This window comes from Brevibacterium antiquum (assembly GCF_016107655.1).
Taxonomy (GTDB): Bacteria; Actinomycetota; Actinomycetes; order Actinomycetales; family Brevibacteriaceae; genus Brevibacterium; species Brevibacterium antiquum.
In genome coordinates this window covers 38,282-54,717 of sequence record NZ_JABASX010000013.1, presented here as the reverse complement: position 1 = coordinate 54,717, position 16,436 = coordinate 38,282, and the positions used below count along the sequence as shown (strand labels likewise).

The window sequence follows — 16,436 nt, the reverse complement described above, 5'->3', positions numbered from 1 at the left end:
ACGGGATGTTCATCGCCAGGAAAGAGGATTTACGTGCCTGACGTCAATTTCTTTGATGAGCTACGTATCGGTCTTGCCACTGCGGAATCCATCCGCGGCTGGTCACACGGTGAGGTGAAAAAGCCTGAGACCATCAACTACCGCACACTCAAGCCCGAGAAGGACGGACTCTTCTGCGAGAAGATCTTCGGTCCGACCCGCGACTGGGAGTGCGCCTGCGGCAAATACAAGCGTGTCCGCTTCAAGGGCATCATCTGTGAGCGCTGCGGCGTCGAGGTGACCCGCGCCAAGGTTCGCCGTGAGCGCATGGGACACATCGAGCTGGCCGCACCGGTCACTCACATCTGGTACTTCAAGGGCGTTCCTTCGCGCTTGGGCTACCTGCTGGACCTGGCACCGAAGGACCTGGAGAAGGTCATCTACTTCGCTGCCTACATGATCACCTCGGTGGACGAGGACTCTCGCCACCGTGATCTGCCCAGCCTGCAGAACAAGATCGACATCGAGAAGCAGCAGATCGGCACTCGCCGTGACGCCGACATCGATCGTCGTGCCAAGAAGCTCGAAGAGGACCTGGCAGCTCTCGAGGCCGACGGCGGCTCCGCTCCGGCCAAGAAGAAGCTGCGCGATGTCGCCGAGAAGGAAATGGAGAAGCTGCGTAAGAACGCCGACCGTGAGGTCGACCGTCTTGAGCAGGTGTGGGACCGGTTCAAGAGCCTCAAGGTCAATGACCTCGAAGGCGATGAGAGCCTGTACCGCGAGATGTTCCACCGTTTCGGTCTGTACTTCACCGGTGCCATGGGCGCCGAGGCGATCCAGAAGCGTCTGCTCGACTTCGACCTCGAGGCCGAGTCCGAGAAGCTGCGCGAACTCATCGCCACGGGTAAGGGTCAGCGCAAGACCCGCGCCCTGAAGCGTCTCAAGGTCGTCAACGCGTTCCTGACCACTGACAACAACCCTGAGGGCATGGTCCTCGACGTTGTTCCCGTGGTGCCGCCGGAACTGCGCCCGATGGTGCAGCTCGACGGTGGACGTTTCGCCACGTCTGACCTCAACGACCTCTACCGTCGTGTGATCAACCGCAACAACCGCCTCAAGCGACTGTTGGACCTCGGTGCCCCCGAGATCATCGTCAACAACGAGAAGCGGATGCTGCAGGAAGCAGTCGACTCGCTGTTCGACAACGGCCGTCGCGGTCGTCCGGTGACCGGACCGGGCAACCGTCCGCTGAAGTCACTGTCGGACATGCTCAAGGGCAAGCAGGGACGTTTCCGTCAGAACCTTCTGGGTAAGCGTGTGGACTACTCGGGCCGTTCGGTCATCGTGGTCGGTCCGCAGCTGCACCTGCACCAGTGCGGTCTGCCGAAGACCATGGCTCTGGAACTGTTCAAGCCCTTCGTGATGAAGCGTCTGGTCGATCTCAACCATGCGCAGAACATCAAGTCGGCAAAGCGGATGGTCGAGCGTCAGCACCCTCAGGTGTGGGACGTCCTCGAAGAGGTCATCACCGAACATCCGGTGCTGCTCAACCGTGCACCTACTCTGCACCGTCTGGGCATCCAGGCGTTCGAACCCCAGCTCATCGAGGGTAAGGCCATCCAGCTGCACCCCCTCGTCTGCTCGGCGTTCAACGCTGACTTCGACGGTGACCAGATGGCAGTCCACCTGCCGCTGAGCCCTGAGGCTCAGGCAGAGGCACGCGTGCTCATGCTCTCGGCCAACAACATCCTCAAGCCTTCGGACGGCAAGCCCGTGACCATGCCCTCGCAGGACATGATCATCGGTCTGTACCACCTGACCTCCGAGCGCAAGGGTCTGGCCGGCGAAGGACGCTCCTTCACCGGTCTCGGCGAAGCCATCATGGCCTTCGATCGTGGCGAGCTGGACCTCGGTTCGGTCATCACGATCCGTCTTGAGAACGTCGTCCCCGGCGACGATCTTGAGGTTCCCGAAGGTTGGGAGGCCGGCGATCCGCTGGACGTGCAGACCACTCTGGGTCGCGCACAGTTCAACGACTACCTGCCTGCCGATTACACGTACGTGAACTCCACGATCGACAAGAAGGCACTCAGCCGCATCGTGAACTACCTGGCCGAGGAATACCCCAAGGTCGAGGTCGCACACACCTTGGACAACTTCAAGGCCGGCGGCTTCTACTGGGCAACTCGTTCGGGAATCACCATCTCGATGTCCGACGTTGTCTCACCCGAGGCCAAGACCGAGATCATCGACGACGCGGAAGCCCTCGACACGAAGGTTCAGCAGCAGTACGAACTCGGTGCGCTCACCGACGACGAACGCCGCAACGAACTGGTCAAGCTGTGGACCGAGACGACAGAGAAGGTCGACAACGTCATGCGGACGAACTTCCCGGAGGAGAACTCGGTTCTGCGTCTGGTGGAGTCCGGTGCATCAGGTAACTGGATGCAGGTCCGCCAGCTGGCGGGTATGCGTGGACTGGTGACGAACCCGAAGGGTGAGATCATTCCTCGCCCGATCGTCTCGAACTACCGTGAGGGACTCTCGGTGCTCGAGTACTTCATCGCCTCGCACGGTGCGCGTAAGGGGCTGGCCGATACGGCTCTGCGTACGGCTGACTCCGGTTACCTGACTCGTCGCCTCGTCGACGTTTCGCAGGACGTCATCATCCGCACCGCTGAAGCCGATACGAACAAGGGCATCACCCTGCCTGCAGCCGAGCGCGACCACGAGGGCAAACTCGTTCCGCACGAGTATGCAGAGACGAGCCTCTACGGCCGTCTCACGGTCTCAGACATCTCCGACGCCGATGGCAATGTCATCGTGCCGGCGAAGACCGACGTGACCGCCGAGACGATCGATACGCTGGTCGCCGCCGGGATCGAAGAGCTCAAGGTTCACTCCGTGCTCACTGCTGATTCCGATACGCAGATCTCGGCCATGCACTACGGTCGTTCGATGGCGACCGGAAAGCTCGTCGACATCGGCGAAGCAATCGGCACCGTCGCTGCCCAGTCGATCGGTGAGCCGGGAACCCAGCTCACCATGCGTACCTTCCACACGGGTGGTGCGGCGGCGTCCACGGGTGACATCACTCAGGGTCTGCCACGTGTGACCGAGCTCTTCGAAGCTCGCACACCGAAGGGCTTCGCTCCCATCGCCGAGGCGACCGGACGTGCCAAGGTCGACGACAGCCGCAAGACCCGCTTCGTCGTCGTCACACCCGATGACGGTGGCGAAGAGATCGAGCACGCAGTCTCCAAGCGTGCCCGCCTCCTCGTCGAGGACGGACAGAACGTCAAGGCCGGCGAGCAGCTGGTCATCGGCGCTGTCGATCCGAAGCAGGTGCTGCGCATCCGCGGTCGTCGTGAGGCCGAGCGCTTCCTCGTCGAGCAGGTGCAGAAGGTGTACCGCTCGCAGGGCGTGGGCATCCACGACAAGCACATCGAGGTCATCGTGCGCCAGATGCTGCGTCGCGTGACCGTGATCGAGTCGGGCGACACGAACCTGCTGCCCGGCGAGCTGGTCGACCGCGGCCGCTACCAGGGCGAGAACCGTCGTGTGGTCGCCGAAGGCGGCCAGCCGGCATCGGCTCGTGACGAGCTCATGGGTATCACGAAGGCCTCTCTGGCCACCGATTCGTGGCTGTCCGCCGCATCCTTCCAGGAGACGACACGTGTCCTCACCGAGGCCGCAATGGAAGGCAAGTCGGACACCCTGCTCGGACTCAAGGAGAACGTCATCCTCGGTAAGCTCATCCCTGCGGGCACCGGCCTGCAGACTCACCGCGACATCGTGGTGGAGCCGACCGAAGAGGCGAAGGCCGAGATGTTCACGAACAGCTACGGTGACTTCTATGCAGGCATCGGTTCCGATTCCGGATCCGCCATCCCGCTGGAGGACTACGACTACGGCGCCTTCAGCTGAAGCTGATCGTCTGAGTCGTTCGCAGCTGCGAAGCTGCGGCTGGCGCTGAATCACCAGACTGACTCGACAGGCACAGCAAGAGGGGCACCCACCATCAGGTGGGTGCCCCTCTTGCTGTGTCATATGCGGTCCCCGCGAACGCGGGCGCGAAAGTGGGTGCGTTCGCGGGCGCGCGAGCAGAAGCATTGCCCTAGAGTATCCTCGGCCAATGGCCTCGAACTCGGTCAGAAATACAACGGTTGGCAAGTCCTGGTCGAATATCTCGAACAATTCGACCAGAACTTACCTACTGTTGGCCTGCCGCGGCCTCTGACTGTGTGTCTGCGTTGCGCGGTGGCTTTGTTGAGGAGGACGGCTAGCCGAAGAGGACTTGCGCCTCTTCCCAGCGTTGGAGCGGAACAGACTTGAGCCGGTCGACGGCTGAGGCCATGTCGACCGAGACGATGTCGGTGCCCTTGAGACTGGCCATCTTGCCCCAGTCGCCGTTGTGCGCGAGATCTGCCGCAGCCATCCCGAGACGTGTGGACAGGACCCTGTCGTAGGCCGTGGGGGAGCCGCCTCGCTGCAGGTGTCCGAGGATGGTGGCACGGGACTCGATTCCCGTGATCTCCTCGATCTTCGGAGCCAGGAAGTCTGCAATGCCGCCGAGGCGGGTCCGCCCCTTGTTGTCGACACCCCGGTCCGCGACCTGCTCGTCGAGCCCCTCGGGAATGAAGCCCTCGGCCACGACGACGATCGGAGCACGGCCGCGGTCCCTGGCCGAGGTCACCCATTCCTCGATCTGGTCGAAGGAGACGGGAAACTCCGGCATGAGGATCGCGTGAGCGCCACCGGCCATTCCCGCATGCAGCGCGATCCATCCGACGTTGCGGCCCATGACCTCGATGACCATGCATCGATGATGGGACTCCGCCGTTGTGCGGAGCCGGTCGATGGACTCGGTCGCGATGGCGTGGGCGGAGTCGAAGCCGAAGGTGTAGTCGGTGCCGCTGAGATCGTTGTCGATGGTCTTCGGGACACCGATGATGTTCACCCCCTCCTCATTCACGAGTCGGGAGGCCCCAGCCAGTGTGCCCTCTCCGCCGATCGCAACGATCGCGTCGATGCCGTGTGCGGTCATCACCTCGCGCATCCGCTCCGGCCCGCCGCCCTCATAGGGGTGGGTGCGGGAGGTGCCGAGGATGGTGCCGCCTCGGCCGGAGAGCCCACGAACGTCGAGCATAGACATGTCGAACACATCGTCTTCGAGCAGGCCGCGCCAACCGTCGCGGATTCCGACGAACGTATCCTCGTGGGAGCGGATGCCCTTTCGGACGATTCCGCGGATGACCGCGTTGAGTCCGGGGCAGTCTCCGCCGGAGGTCAGTACACCTATCTTCATTCCAGTTGCCCCTGATCCTTTGCTCGGTAGCCTTTTGCCAAATGCACGTCATGTCCAGCCATGAAAGAGACGCCCTTGAGGATGAGCGTCCCGTTCGAACCGTCTCCTTTGGCGGAGCCGCGGATCTCATTGCCGGCCATGATGTTGATTGTGTCGTCGCGGATCCGCACGCCAGGAGGGACGTAGATGTCGTGGCCGGCCATCATTGAATACGAGGTCAGCGACACGGTGACTCCCGGTCCCATGACGTCGCACAGGTCGATATTGTCGCCGCCCATGAGCGAGTAGGTCGTCACCTCGGCCGTGCCGGCCGGTACATCGAGTTCGCGCCCGGACATGATGGCCACCGAGTTCATCGGCTTCGCTGTGCCCGGTTCCGCCATCGGAGCCAGCGAGGTGGGTCCGGCACTGCGGTCCAGTGATGTCCCCGCGGTCGTTCCGCCGGTCTGGCGCTGCAGGGTGCGGTAGAGTTCGTGCCCTTCGGGCAGATCGACGATGAGCGGCATCAGTTCGTCGAGGTACTTCGCCGAAATCGCCTCATCCTGACGTTCAGCCGTCTCTTCCGGGTCGAGCCGACCGTTGCTGACCGCCTCGGTGATGACTCCGAGAACGGCGTCGCGGTCCTTGTCAGAGGCTCGGATGCGGGGCGCGGACGAGTGCGGGGAATCTTCTTTGGCCATGACGCCCAGTGTAGCGGGGACCACACATCTGCAGTTGAGATCGGCCACCGCCAAGTCCCACAGGCTGGCCACAGCTTCGACCAACGCTGGGCCTAAGCCCGAGCGGAACTGTTGTCCTCATGAGACAGCACAGCACACGAGAGTGGAATCACTGACTGCCAAGGAGATTCCATGACAGACAACCAGAATCCGAGCCTTCCCAACCTCGGGCCGGGCACTCCAAGAGCCGGGCAACAGGGCTGGGGTGACAGGCTGGTGGCCGGCAGGGGCCCGGTTCCATCCCGGATACGACTGTGCCCCCACCACGTGTGGTGGGGGCACAGTCGTGCGTTATCAGATCACTCAGCGGTGCAGGTCGAAGCGGTCTGCTTCGACGAGCTTGCTCCAGGCCTTGACGAAGTCATTGACGAACTTCTCCTGGGCGTCATCGGAGGCGTAGACCTCGGCGATGGCGCGCAGCTCGGAGTTGGCGCCGAAGAGCAGGTCGATGCGGCTTCCGGTCCACAGCTTCTCTCCCTCGGGGGAGAAGCACTCGTAGACGTTGGCGGATTCGGACGGACCGATCGGCTTCCAGACGTTGCCCAGTTCCAGGAGGTTGACGAAGAAATCGTTCGTCAGCTCGCCGGGACGGTCAGTGAACACACCGAGCTCGGAGTCTTCGTAGTTCGCGCCGAGGACGCGCAGTCCGCCGATGAGAACGGTCAGCTCCGACGGGGTCAGACCGAGCAGGCTGGCCCTGTCCAGGAGGAGGAACTCGGCCGAGAGCGGAAGATCCTCGGTGAGATAGTTGCGGAACCCGTCGTGAGTCGGCTCCAGGTACGAGAACGAATCGACGTCGGTCTGCTCCTGGGTTGCGTCACCGCGGCCGGTCGAAACCGGAACGCTGACGTCATGACCGGCGGCCTTCGCCGCGGTTTCGATGCCGACGCCGCCGGCGATCGCCAGGACATCGGCGAACGTTGCTCCGTTGTCCGCTGCGATGCCTTCGAGGACAGTGATGACCTCGGCCAGCTTCGCGGGCTCGTTGACTTCCCAGTTCTTCTGCGGTTCGAGGCGCAGGCGTCCGCCGTTGACTCCGCCGCGGAAGTCGGAGACACGGTGGGATGAGGCTGCGGCCCAGGTGGTCGAGACCAGCTGCGAGACGCTCAGACCCGAATCGCGGATGGCGGACTTGACCGCTTCGAGCTGATCCGAATCGAGCGGTGTGCCGGCCGGGACCGGGTCCTGCCAGATGAGCTCTTCGCTGGGGACCTCGGGTCCGAGGTAGCGAGTGGACGGGCCCATGTCACGGTGGGTGAGCTTGAACCAGGCGCGGGCGAAGGCATCCTCGAAGGCCTTCTGGTCGTCCTTGAAGCGGCGTGAGATCTCACCGTAGATGGGATCGAAACGCAGCGAAAGGTCAGTTGTGAGCATGCGGGGCTCACGGCGTCCGTCGCCCTGCGCCATCGGAACCATGTCATCGCCGCCGCCGTCGACTGGGCGCCACTGCAGGTGTCCGCCTTCGTTTTCGAAGACCTCCCATTCGTAGGCGAAGAGGATGTGGAAGAATTCGTTGTCCCACCGGGTGGGGTGGTAGGTCCACGTGACCTCGATGCCGCTGCCGACGGTGTCATTGCCCTGGCCGGTGCCGAAATCGGACTTCCAGCCCAGTCCCTGCTCCTCGATCGGTGCGGCTTCCGGATCTCCGCCCTTGTGCGACTCGGGAGCTGCGCCGTGGGTCTTGCCGAAGGTGTGTCCACCTGCGATGAGGGCGACTGTCTCCTCGTCGTCCATGGCCATGCGACCGAAGGTCTCGCGGATGTCGATGGCCGCGGCCAGTGGATCCGGCTTGCCCTCTGGGCCCTCAGGGTTGACGTAGATGAGGCCCATGGTCGTTGCCGCCAGCGGCTTCTGCAGTTCGCGGTTGCCCACGTAGCGCTTGTCGGTGCCCAGCCATTCGGTCTCGGAGCCCCAGTAGACGTCATTGTCAGGTTCCCACACGTCCTTGCGGCCACCGGCGTAGCCGAAGGTCTTGAAGCCCATGGACTCGAGACCCACGTTTCCGGCGAGGATGAAGAGGTCAGCCCATGAGATCTTCTTGCCGTACTTCTTCTTGACGGGCCAGAGCAGTCGGCGGGCCTTGTCGAGACCCACGTTGTCGGGCCAGGAATTCAGAGGTGCGAAACGCTGCTGTCCTTCGCCGCCGCCGCCGCGTCCGTCCTGGACTCGGTAGGTGCCGGCGGAGTGCCAGGCCATGCGGATCATGAACGGGCCGTAGTGACCGAAATCCGCGGACCACCAGTCGGCGTTCGTCTTCTGGAGCTCTTCGATGTCGGCCTTGAGCGCGTAGTAGTCGAGGCTGGCGAACTCGGCGTCGTAGTCGAAGCCTTCGTCCATCGGGTCGCGGGCAGGCTGGTTCTTGGCCAAGATCTTGAGATTGAGGCGATTCGGCCACCAATGCGAGTTGGCATCGCCCTGGCTGGGATTGACCAGCGAGTCGGCTTCGGGCGCCGTCGCCGTTGCCGAAGTGGTGTGGGCGACTGGACAGCCGCCGGCGGTGGAAGTATCGGGCATAGTATTCCTTTCACTTTCGAGTCCCGTCAGGACCCGGTTGAAGACAAAGGTGTGGCTTTGTCGATGGGTGGATCGGCTCAGACCGCCGAGGCGGGTTCGGGGCTGACCGAAGGCGCTGCAGACGCAGCGCAGTCAGGACACAGGCCCCAGAAAGTGACTTCGGCCTGTTCGATGACGAATCCAGCGTCGTGTGAAGGGGTCAAGCAGGGAGCCTGCCCGACCGTACAGTCGACATCGACGATGAGATTGCACGAGCGGCACACGAGGTGATGATGATTGTCCCCGATGCGTCTCTCGTAACGGGCCACGGACCCGGACGGCTGAATGCACCGGACGAGTCCGACCTCGGTGAGTGTGTGCAGCGAGTCGTACACCGCCTGATGTGATACCTCGGGGAGATTCTCTCGAACAGCGCGGATGACAGTCTCGGTGTCTGCATGCTGGTGATCGCACACAGCCGCGAGAACCGCGACTCTCTGCTTCGTCACGCGAAGGGAACTCTCCCGCAGTGCTGCGGTCGGTTCCGATTCGTGCCTTTCCTTGTTCTCAGCCACAGCAACAGCTTGCCGCCTTTTCTTGAATGAGTCAAGGAAACGATTGTCCCGGGTGCGCGAAGGAGCGCGCGAAAGAACCGCGGCTGCCGCGGACTTCGGACAGCGAAGAGCTCGGATTTCGGTCCGCGAAAGGTAGGTGCGCCGGGGGAGAGGGTTCTCTGCGCCCGGGTGGCGGGGGTTGTGTCGTGCAACGCACAATGGCTGGTTTTGACCAGATGTGGGAAACCGCGATATTCTAGGATGCGACTGATTGTGTTATCTGCGTCGGCGAACGATCATACCGGATGTTTTGTGAGGTCCGGACCCATTGTGAGAATTCGCCAGAGGCAGGCCGCCGACGTGTCATTCTGCATAGGTTCTGTGTCATTGCGACACACCCGAGTGCAGGGTTCAGGCCGTCGCGCGAATACTGGCATCGGGCGTGAAGCTTCACCCGGTGTTCAGTCGGATATGTCCCACGGTTCACAAACATGGCTGATGCCATGGCCAACGTTGGGAATTAGGTTTATCGAGAAGCAAACGGAGAACGCTTAGTGCCGACAATCCAGCAGCTCGTCCGCAAGGGACGACATGTCAAATCCGCAGGATCCGACGCTCCTGCTCTGAAGAGCAGCCCGCAGCGTCGTGGAGTGTGCACCCGTGTGTACACCACTACACCCAAGAAGCCGAACTCGGCTCTTCGCAAGGTCGCTCGTGTCAAGCTTTCGAGCCAGATCGAAGTGACTGCCTACATTCCAGGCGAAGGACACAACCTGCAGGAGCACTCGATCGTGCTCGTGCGCGGTGGTCGTGTCAAGGACCTGCCAGGTGTGCGCTACCGAATCGTTCGCGGTTCGCTTGACACCCAGGGTGTCAAGGGCCGCCAGCAGGCACGCAGCAAGTACGGTGCGAAGAGGGAGAAGAAGTAATGCCACGTAAAGGTCCTGCACCAAAGCGACCGATCGTCATTGACCCGGTCTTCAGTTCGCCGATCGTCACGCAGCTGATCAACAAGATCCTGCTCGACGGAAAGCGTTCGACCGCTGAGCGCATCGTCTACGGTGCTCTCGAAGGTACCCGTGAGAAGAACGGCAATGACCCAGTTGTCAACCTGAAGAAGGCTCTCGACAACATCCGCCCCTCCCTCGAGGTTCGCTCTCGCCGTGTCGGTGGCGCAACCTACCAGGTTCCGGTCGATGTTCGTCCGGTTCGTTCGACGACTTTGGCACTGCGCTGGCTCGTGGCTTACTCCCGCCAGCGTCGTGAGAAGACGATGACCGAACGCCTCATGAATGAGATTCTCGATGCGAGCAACGGCCTCGGCGCCGCTGTGAAGCGTCGCGAAGACACCCACAAGATGGCCGAGTCCAACAAGGCCTTCGCCCACTACCGCTGGTAATCGTTCCTCTTCGGAACCCTGGCCGGCAGGCGTCATGCGGCGCCTGCCGGTCAGGCAGCGGGGGAGCCGATCACATCATCGAGTGAGAGAGAGACACCGTGGCACTTGACGTGCTCACCGACCTGAATAAGGTCCGCAACATCGGCATCATGGCCCACATCGATGCCGGTAAGACCACCACAACCGAACGCATCCTTTACTACACCGGTGTGAACTACAAGATCGGCGAGACGCACGACGGTGCCTCGACGATGGACTGGATGGACCAGGAGCAGGAACGCGGCATCACGATCACGTCGGCTGCCACCACCTGCTACTGGCACGACAACCAGATCAACATCATCGACACCCCGGGCCACGTCGACTTCACCGTCGAGGTTGAGCGCTCACTGCGCGTCCTCGATGGCGCCGTCGCCGTCTTCGATGGCAAGGAAGGCGTTGAACCGCAGTCCGAGACCGTGTGGCGTCAGGCTGACAAGTACGACGTGCCACGCGTGTGCTTCGTCAACAAGATGGACAAGCTCGGTGCTGACTTCTACTTCACCATCGACACCATCCGCGAACGCCTCGGAGCCAAGCCGCTGGTCATTCAGCTGCCTATCGGTTCCGAGTCGGAGTTCGCCGGGATCGTCGACCTTCTTGAGATGAAGGCCTACATCTGGCCTGATGAGTCCAAGAAGGGTCAGGACATGACCGAGATCGAGATTCCTGAGGATCTCAAGGACAAGGCCGTAGAGTACCGCGCCAAGCTCGTCGAGGATGTTGCTGAAGCCACTGACGAACTCATGGAGAAGTACCTTGAGGGCGAAGAGATCTCGATTGCCGAGATCAAGGAGGGCATCCGCTCTCTCGTCGTCAACTCCACGGCGTTCCCTGTCATGTGCGGTTCGGCATATAAGAACAAGGGCGTCCAGCCCATGCTCAACGCCGTCATCGACTACCTCCCTTCGCCTCTCGAGGTTCCTCCCATGATCGGTGAGAACCCTCGTGACGAGGACGAGAAGCTGACTCGCAAGCCTTCCAAGGATGAGCCCTTCTCGGCTCTCGCGTTCAAGGTCGCCACCCACCCGTTCTTCGGCACGCTGACCTACGTCCGCGTGTACTCCGGACAGGTGAAGTCGGGCGAGGCCGTTCTCAACTCGACGAGCGGCAAGAAGGAGCGCGTCGGCAAGCTCTTCCAGATGCACTCCAACAAGGAGAACCCTGTCGAAGAGGCCATCGCCGGCCACATCTACGCGTTCATCGGTCTCAAAGAGACAACCACCGGTGACACGCTGTGCGATCCGAGCGCCCCGATCGCTCTCGAGTCGATGACCTTCCCTGAGCCGGTCATCTCTGTGGCCATTGAGCCCAAGACCAAGAGCGACCAGGAGAAGCTGTCGGCTGCCATTCAGAAGTTCGTCAGGGAAGACCCGACATACCGGGTCGAGCTTGATGTGGAGACAGGCCAGACCGTCATCCGCGGAATGGGCGAACTTCACCTCGACATCCTCGTCGACCGTATGCGTCGCGAGTTCAAGGTCGAGGCGAACGTCGGCAAGCCGCAGGTCGCCTACCGTGAGACCATTCGCCGCACTGTCGAGAAGTACGATTACACCCACAAGAAGCAGACGGGTGGATCGGGACAGTTCGCGAAGGTCCAGGTCACCTTCGAACCTCTCGAGGTCGAAGGCGATACGATCTACGAGTTCGAGAATGCCGTCACGGGCGGACGTATTCCGCGCGAGTACATTCCGAGCGTCGACGCCGGTATCCAGGACGCCATGCAGCTTGGTGTCCTCGCCGGTTACCCGATGGTTGGCGTCAAGGCCACACTCATCGACGGCGCCTACCACGATGTCGACTCCTCGGAGATGGCATTCAAGATCGCCGGCTCGATGGTCTTCAAGGAGGCCGTTCAGAAGGCGAAGCCGGTTCTGCTGGAACCGGTCATGGACGTCGAGGTGCGTACCCCAGAGGAATACATGGGAGACGTCATCGGCGACCTCAATTCCCGACGTGGCCAGATCCAGTCGATGGACGACGCTTCCGGTGTGAAGGTCGTCAAGGCTGTGGTCCCGTTGTCGGAGATGTTCGGTTACATCGGTGATCTGCGGTCGAAGACCCAGGGCCGTGCGGTGTACTCGATGACTTTCTCCAGCTATGCGGAGGTCCCCAAGGCAGTCGCCGAGGAGATCGTCCAGAAGATGCGTGGCGGAGAGTAATCTCCGGTCCCCGGTCGCCACGGTGAGCAAGAACATGTTCACCGAAATGAAAGATAACCAACAAAGGTCTAAGATATGAACCGCATATCTTTTGCCAACCACGAGGAGGAACCCAGTGGCAAAGGCTAGTTTCGATAGGACTAAGCCGCACGTCAACATTGGCACCATCGGCCACGTTGACCACGGAAAGACCACCTTGACCGCCGCAATCACCAAGGTGTTGGCGGACAAGTACCCAGATCTCAATGAGGCTCGCGCCTTCGACCAGGTGGATAACGCACCTGAGGAGAAGGAGCGCGGCATCACCATCAACGTCTCGCACGTTGAATACCAGACCGAGAAGCGTCACTACGCTCACGTCGATGCCCCTGGTCACGCCGACTACATCAAGAACATGATTACCGGTGCTGCTCAGATGGACGGCGCAATCCTCGTGGTTGCCGCTACCGACGGTCCGATGCCGCAGACTCGTGAGCACGTTCTGCTCGCACGTCAGGTTGGTGTGCCTTACATCGTTGTCGCACTGAACAAGTCCGACATGGTCGATGACGAGGAGCTCATCGAGCTCGTCGACTTCGAGGTCCGCGATCTGCTCTCGAGCCAGGACTTCGACGGCGACAACGCTCCCGTCATTCCTGTGTCCGCTCTCAAGGCGCTGGAAGGCGACGAGAAGTGGGTCAAGAGCGTCGAAGACCTCATGCAGGCCGTCGATGACAACGTTCCCGAGCCGGAGCGCGACATCGACAAGCCATTCCTCATGCCAGTGGAAGACGTCTTCACGATCACCGGTCGTGGAACCGTCGTCACCGGTCGTGTGGAGCGCGGCGTCCTGCTGCCTAACGATGACATCGAAATCGTCGGCATCAAGGAGAAGTCGTCCAAGACGACCGTCACCGCCATCGAGATGTTCCGTAAGACTCTGCCTGACGCACGTGCGGGCGAGAACGTCGGACTGCTCCTGCGTGGAACGAAGCGCGAAGACGTGGAGCGCGGACAGGTTATCGTGAAGCCGGGTTCGATCACGCCTCACACGAACTTCGAAGGCCAGGTCTACATCCTGAGCAAGGACGAGGGCGGACGGCACAACCCGTTCTACTCGAACTACCGTCCTCAGTTCTACTTCCGCACCACGGACGTCACCGGCGTCATCACGCTGCCTGAGGGCACCGAGATGGTCATGCCCGGTGACAACACCGACATGTCGGTCGAGCTGATCCAGCCGATCGCTATGGAAGAGGGCCTCCGCTTCGCTATCCGCGAGGGTGGACGTACCGTCGGCGCTGGTCGAGTCACCAAGATCACCGCCTGATATACCTTCGATCACTCAGGCTTCGGCCTTGAGCTCGGGACTTCGGTCCTGAGAGATCGATTCGGAACCCCGGTCCAAAGGGCCGGGGTTCTGTGCATTCACAACGGGGACCAGCCTCGGCGCGTGACCTGCCTGACTTGTAGCGGCAGGCGATCATGAAATGCCTCACAAGACAGATGCCTGGAATTGCGCCGATGAAGTGCTATGTGACAAGATAGTGAAGTTGCGTTTTGGACGTTGACCCCTGCACTGCGGTAGAGATACCGCGAACAGTCCGGAACACTATCGGATCGATGAATCTGCCTTGAGCGGGTTCGGACCGAGCAGCCAATGAGTAGAAGCGCCGTCGGCCCTCAACGAGAATCGAAAGATTCTCCGCAAGGATTAGCCGACACGCCCGACCTCGGGGGTCGGTCATGGTCAGCCGGCACAGACCACAGAAGATTTCGATCGACTGTTTGTTGATGGCCGGAAGTAACTAAAGAAAGAGACGACGCCATGGCGGGACAGAAGATCCGCATTCGGCTCAAGTCGTACGACCACGCTGTGATTGACAGTGCTGCACGAAAGATCGTGGACACCGTCACTCGCGCAGGTGCGACTGTTGTGGGCCCCGTGCCGTTGCCAACGGAGAAGAACGTTTACTGCGTCATCCGTTCGCCACATAAGTACAAGGACAGCCGTGAGCATTTCGAAATGCGCACGCACAAGCGTCTGATCGACATCGTCGATCCGACGCCGAAGGCAGTCGACTCGCTCATGCGTCTCGACCTCGCTGACGACGTCAACATCGAGATCAAGCTCTAAGGGAGGCAGACATGGCGAACAATCGTTCATCAGCTCTCCCGACCACCCGCAAGGTCAAGGGCCTTCTGGGAACCAAGCTGGGCATGACTCAGGTTTGGGATGAGCAGAACAATCTCGTACCGGTGACCGTAGTGGCCGCCGGCAGCAACGTCGTGACGCAGATCCGCAACGAGGAAACCGATGGTTACCCCGCACTGCAGATCGCGTTCGGCGAAATCGATCCTCGCAAGGTCAACAAGCCCACTGCGGGCCACTTCGAGAAGGCAGGCGTGACACCACGCCGGCACCTTGTCGAGCTGCGCACCGCAGACGCTGCTGACTATGCACTGGGTCAGGAGCTCGGAGTCGATACGTTCGACGCCGGGATCAAGGTCGATGTGACCGCAAAGACCAAGGGTAAGGGAACCGCCGGTGTCATGAAGCGTCATGGCTTCCACGGCGTCGGCGCCTCCCACGGACAGCACCGCAACCACCGCAAGCCGGGTTCAATCGGCGGAGCCGCGACCCCTGGTCGCGTGTTCAAGGGTATGCGCATGGCCGGCCGTATGGGTGCAGTCAAGCACACAACCCAGAACCTCACGATCCACGCCGTGGACACCGAGAACAACTTCCTGCTCATCAAGGGTGCCGTACCTGGCCCCAAGGGCGCAGTCGTTCTCGTTCGCTCGGCCGCGAAGGAGGGCTGAACGTAATGACTGATGTCAAGACAGTCGACGTCGTCGATGCTTCTGGTGCGAAGACCGGATCCGTTGACCTGCCAGCCGAGATCTTCGGCGTGCAGACCAACGTGCCGTTGATCCACCAGGTTGTTGTCGCACAGCTGGCAGCAGCCCGTCAGGGTACACACAAGACAAAGACCCGCTCCGAAGTACGCGGTGGCGGTCGCAAGCCCTACCGCCAGAAGGGTACCGGTAACGCCCGTCAGGGTTCGATCCGTGCTCCTCAGTACAACGGTGGTGGAGTCGTGCACGGGCCGGTTCCTCGCGATTACTCGCAGCGGACCCCCAAGAAGATGAAGACCGCTGCTCTGCGCGGCGCTCTCTCGGATCGCGCACGTCTCGATCAGGTCTTCGTTGTGAAGAACCTGATCACCGGCGAAGCACCGTCGACCAAGCAGGCGAAGCTCGCTCTGGCCAGCCTCTCCGATCGCAAGAACACCCTCGTGGTGCTCAACCGTGACGACGAGCTCACCGAGCGCAGCGTTCGCAACCTGCCTCATGTTCACGTGCTCACCTCCGATCAGCTCAACACATACGATGTGCTGATCGCCGATGACATCGTGTTCACCGAGTCAGCGCTGGAGACGTTCCTGGGCGGATACCGCAAATCGGAGGACGCATCATGAGCCTGAACTTCAAGGACCCACGCGACGTCATCGTCGCTCCGGTCGTCTCGGAAAAGACCTACAGCCTGATGGACGAGGGAAAGTACACCTTCATCGTCGATCAGGGGTCGAACAAGACTGAGATCAAGAACGCCATTGAATCGATCTTCAATGTGCAGGTTGCCAAGGTCAACACCCTGAATCGTCAGGGCAAGCGCCGCCGCACTCGCACCGGTTGGGGAAAGCGCAAGGACACCAAGCGTGCCATTGTCGCCCTCAAGGACGGATCGATCGACATCTTCGGTGGATCGCTCTAAGCGATCCTTCGTAAAAGAAGGAC

13 protein-coding genes are annotated in these 16,436 nt (G+C 61.4%); 9 read left to right on the top strand and 4 right to left on the bottom strand.

Translation table 11 applies throughout. The annotated features are described in order from the left end of the window. Positions 1 to 33 precede the first annotated feature (33 nt). On the top strand, positions 34 to 3,906 hold the full coding sequence (locus tag JFC13_RS18195) for a DNA-directed RNA polymerase subunit beta' (protein WP_198398443.1): 3,873 nt from the start codon (positions 34 to 36) through the stop codon (positions 3,904 to 3,906). Positions 3,907 to 4,261: 355 nt separating this feature from the next. Here the strand turns inward: JFC13_RS18195 and JFC13_RS18190 are convergent, their stop codons facing one another. From JFC13_RS18190 to JFC13_RS18175, 4 genes are all read right to left on the bottom strand, one after another. Continuing rightward, on the bottom strand, positions 4,262 to 5,287 hold the full coding sequence (locus JFC13_RS18190) for a 6-phosphofructokinase (RefSeq protein WP_198398442.1): 1,026 nt from the start codon (positions 5,285 to 5,287) through the stop codon (positions 4,262 to 4,264). Then, positions 5,284 to 5,967 (bottom strand): DUF1707 SHOCT-like domain-containing protein, encoded by a 684-nt coding sequence (locus JFC13_RS18185; RefSeq protein ID WP_198398441.1) that lies wholly within the window; start codon positions 5,965 to 5,967, stop codon positions 5,284 to 5,286. The genes JFC13_RS18190 and JFC13_RS18185 overlap by 4 nt, the downstream gene beginning before the upstream one ends. A gap of 342 nt (positions 5,968 to 6,309) precedes the next feature. After that, a complete protein-coding gene (gene katG, locus JFC13_RS18180) occupies positions 6,310 to 8,520 on the bottom strand; it encodes a catalase/peroxidase HPI (protein WP_198398440.1) in 2,211 nt (736 codons plus the stop codon). A 77-nt stretch (positions 8,521 to 8,597) separates the two neighbouring features. After that, on the bottom strand, positions 8,598 to 9,074 hold the full coding sequence (locus JFC13_RS18175) for a Fur family transcriptional regulator (protein WP_198398439.1): 477 nt from the start codon (positions 9,072 to 9,074) through the stop codon (positions 8,598 to 8,600). A gap of 533 nt (positions 9,075 to 9,607) precedes the next feature. Here JFC13_RS18175 and rpsL point away from each other — a divergent pair. The 8 genes from rpsL to rplW all read left to right on the top strand — a co-directional run bounded on the left by rpsL (position 9,608) and on the right by rplW (position 16,413). Continuing rightward, positions 9,608 to 9,982: a 30S ribosomal protein S12 gene (rpsL, locus tag JFC13_RS18170; protein WP_101621017.1), complete on the top strand. Its 375-nt coding sequence runs from the start codon at positions 9,608 to 9,610 to the stop codon at positions 9,980 to 9,982. Beyond that, positions 9,982 to 10,452 carry a 30S ribosomal protein S7 gene (rpsG, locus tag JFC13_RS18165; RefSeq protein ID WP_009883572.1) on the top strand — a complete coding sequence of 157 codons (471 nt, stop codon included), beginning with the start codon at positions 9,982 to 9,984 and terminating at the stop codon, positions 10,450 to 10,452. The genes rpsL and rpsG overlap by 1 nt, the downstream gene beginning before the upstream one ends. 98 nt (positions 10,453 to 10,550) lie before the next feature. Then, positions 10,551 to 12,656: an elongation factor G gene (gene fusA, locus JFC13_RS18160; protein WP_198398438.1), complete on the top strand. Its 2,106-nt coding sequence runs from the start codon at positions 10,551 to 10,553 to the stop codon at positions 12,654 to 12,656. 115 nt (positions 12,657 to 12,771) lie between these two features. Then, the gene (gene tuf, locus JFC13_RS18155; RefSeq protein WP_198398437.1) at positions 12,772 to 13,965 is read left to right on the top strand and encodes an elongation factor Tu; all 1,194 of its coding nucleotides are present in this window, start codon (positions 12,772 to 12,774) and stop codon (positions 13,963 to 13,965) included. A gap of 498 nt (positions 13,966 to 14,463) precedes the next feature. Continuing rightward, positions 14,464 to 14,772: a 30S ribosomal protein S10 gene (rpsJ, locus tag JFC13_RS18150; RefSeq protein WP_009379191.1), complete on the top strand. Its 309-nt coding sequence runs from the start codon at positions 14,464 to 14,466 to the stop codon at positions 14,770 to 14,772. 11 nt (positions 14,773 to 14,783) lie between these two features. After that, a complete protein-coding gene (gene rplC, locus JFC13_RS18145) occupies positions 14,784 to 15,458 on the top strand; it encodes a 50S ribosomal protein L3 (RefSeq protein WP_198398436.1) in 675 nt (224 codons plus the stop codon). A gap of 5 nt (positions 15,459 to 15,463) precedes the next feature. Next, positions 15,464 to 16,117: a 50S ribosomal protein L4 gene (rplD, locus tag JFC13_RS18140; protein WP_198398435.1), complete on the top strand. Its 654-nt coding sequence runs from the start codon at positions 15,464 to 15,466 to the stop codon at positions 16,115 to 16,117. After that, complete coding sequence (gene rplW, locus JFC13_RS18135) at positions 16,114 to 16,413, top strand: 50S ribosomal protein L23 (RefSeq protein ID WP_101621022.1); 300 nt, start codon at positions 16,114 to 16,116, stop codon at positions 16,411 to 16,413. Before rplD ends, rplW begins: the two co-directional genes overlap by 4 nt. The last annotated feature ends 23 nt before the right edge of the window (positions 16,414 to 16,436 follow it).

Coding starts and splice junctions, on each gene's coding strand:
- JFC13_RS18190 (WP_198398442.1), bottom strand. CDS start 5,287: ATGAAGATAGGTGTACTGACCTCCGGCGGAGACTGCCCCGGACTCAAC.
- JFC13_RS18185 (WP_198398441.1), bottom strand. CDS start 5,967: ATGGCCAAAGAAGATTCCCCGCACTCGTCCGCGCCCCGCATCCGAGCC.
- katG (WP_198398440.1), bottom strand. CDS start 8,520: ATGCCCGATACTTCCACCGCCGGCGGCTGTCCAGTCGCCCACACCACT.
- rpsG (WP_009883572.1), top strand. CDS start 9,982: ATGCCACGTAAAGGTCCTGCACCAAAGCGACCGATCGTCATTGACCCG.
- rpsJ (WP_009379191.1), top strand. CDS start 14,464: ATGGCGGGACAGAAGATCCGCATTCGGCTCAAGTCGTACGACCACGCT.
- rplC (WP_198398436.1), top strand. CDS start 14,784: ATGGCGAACAATCGTTCATCAGCTCTCCCGACCACCCGCAAGGTCAAG.
- rplD (WP_198398435.1), top strand. CDS start 15,464: ATGACTGATGTCAAGACAGTCGACGTCGTCGATGCTTCTGGTGCGAAG.
- rplW (WP_101621022.1), top strand. CDS start 16,114: ATGAGCCTGAACTTCAAGGACCCACGCGACGTCATCGTCGCTCCGGTC.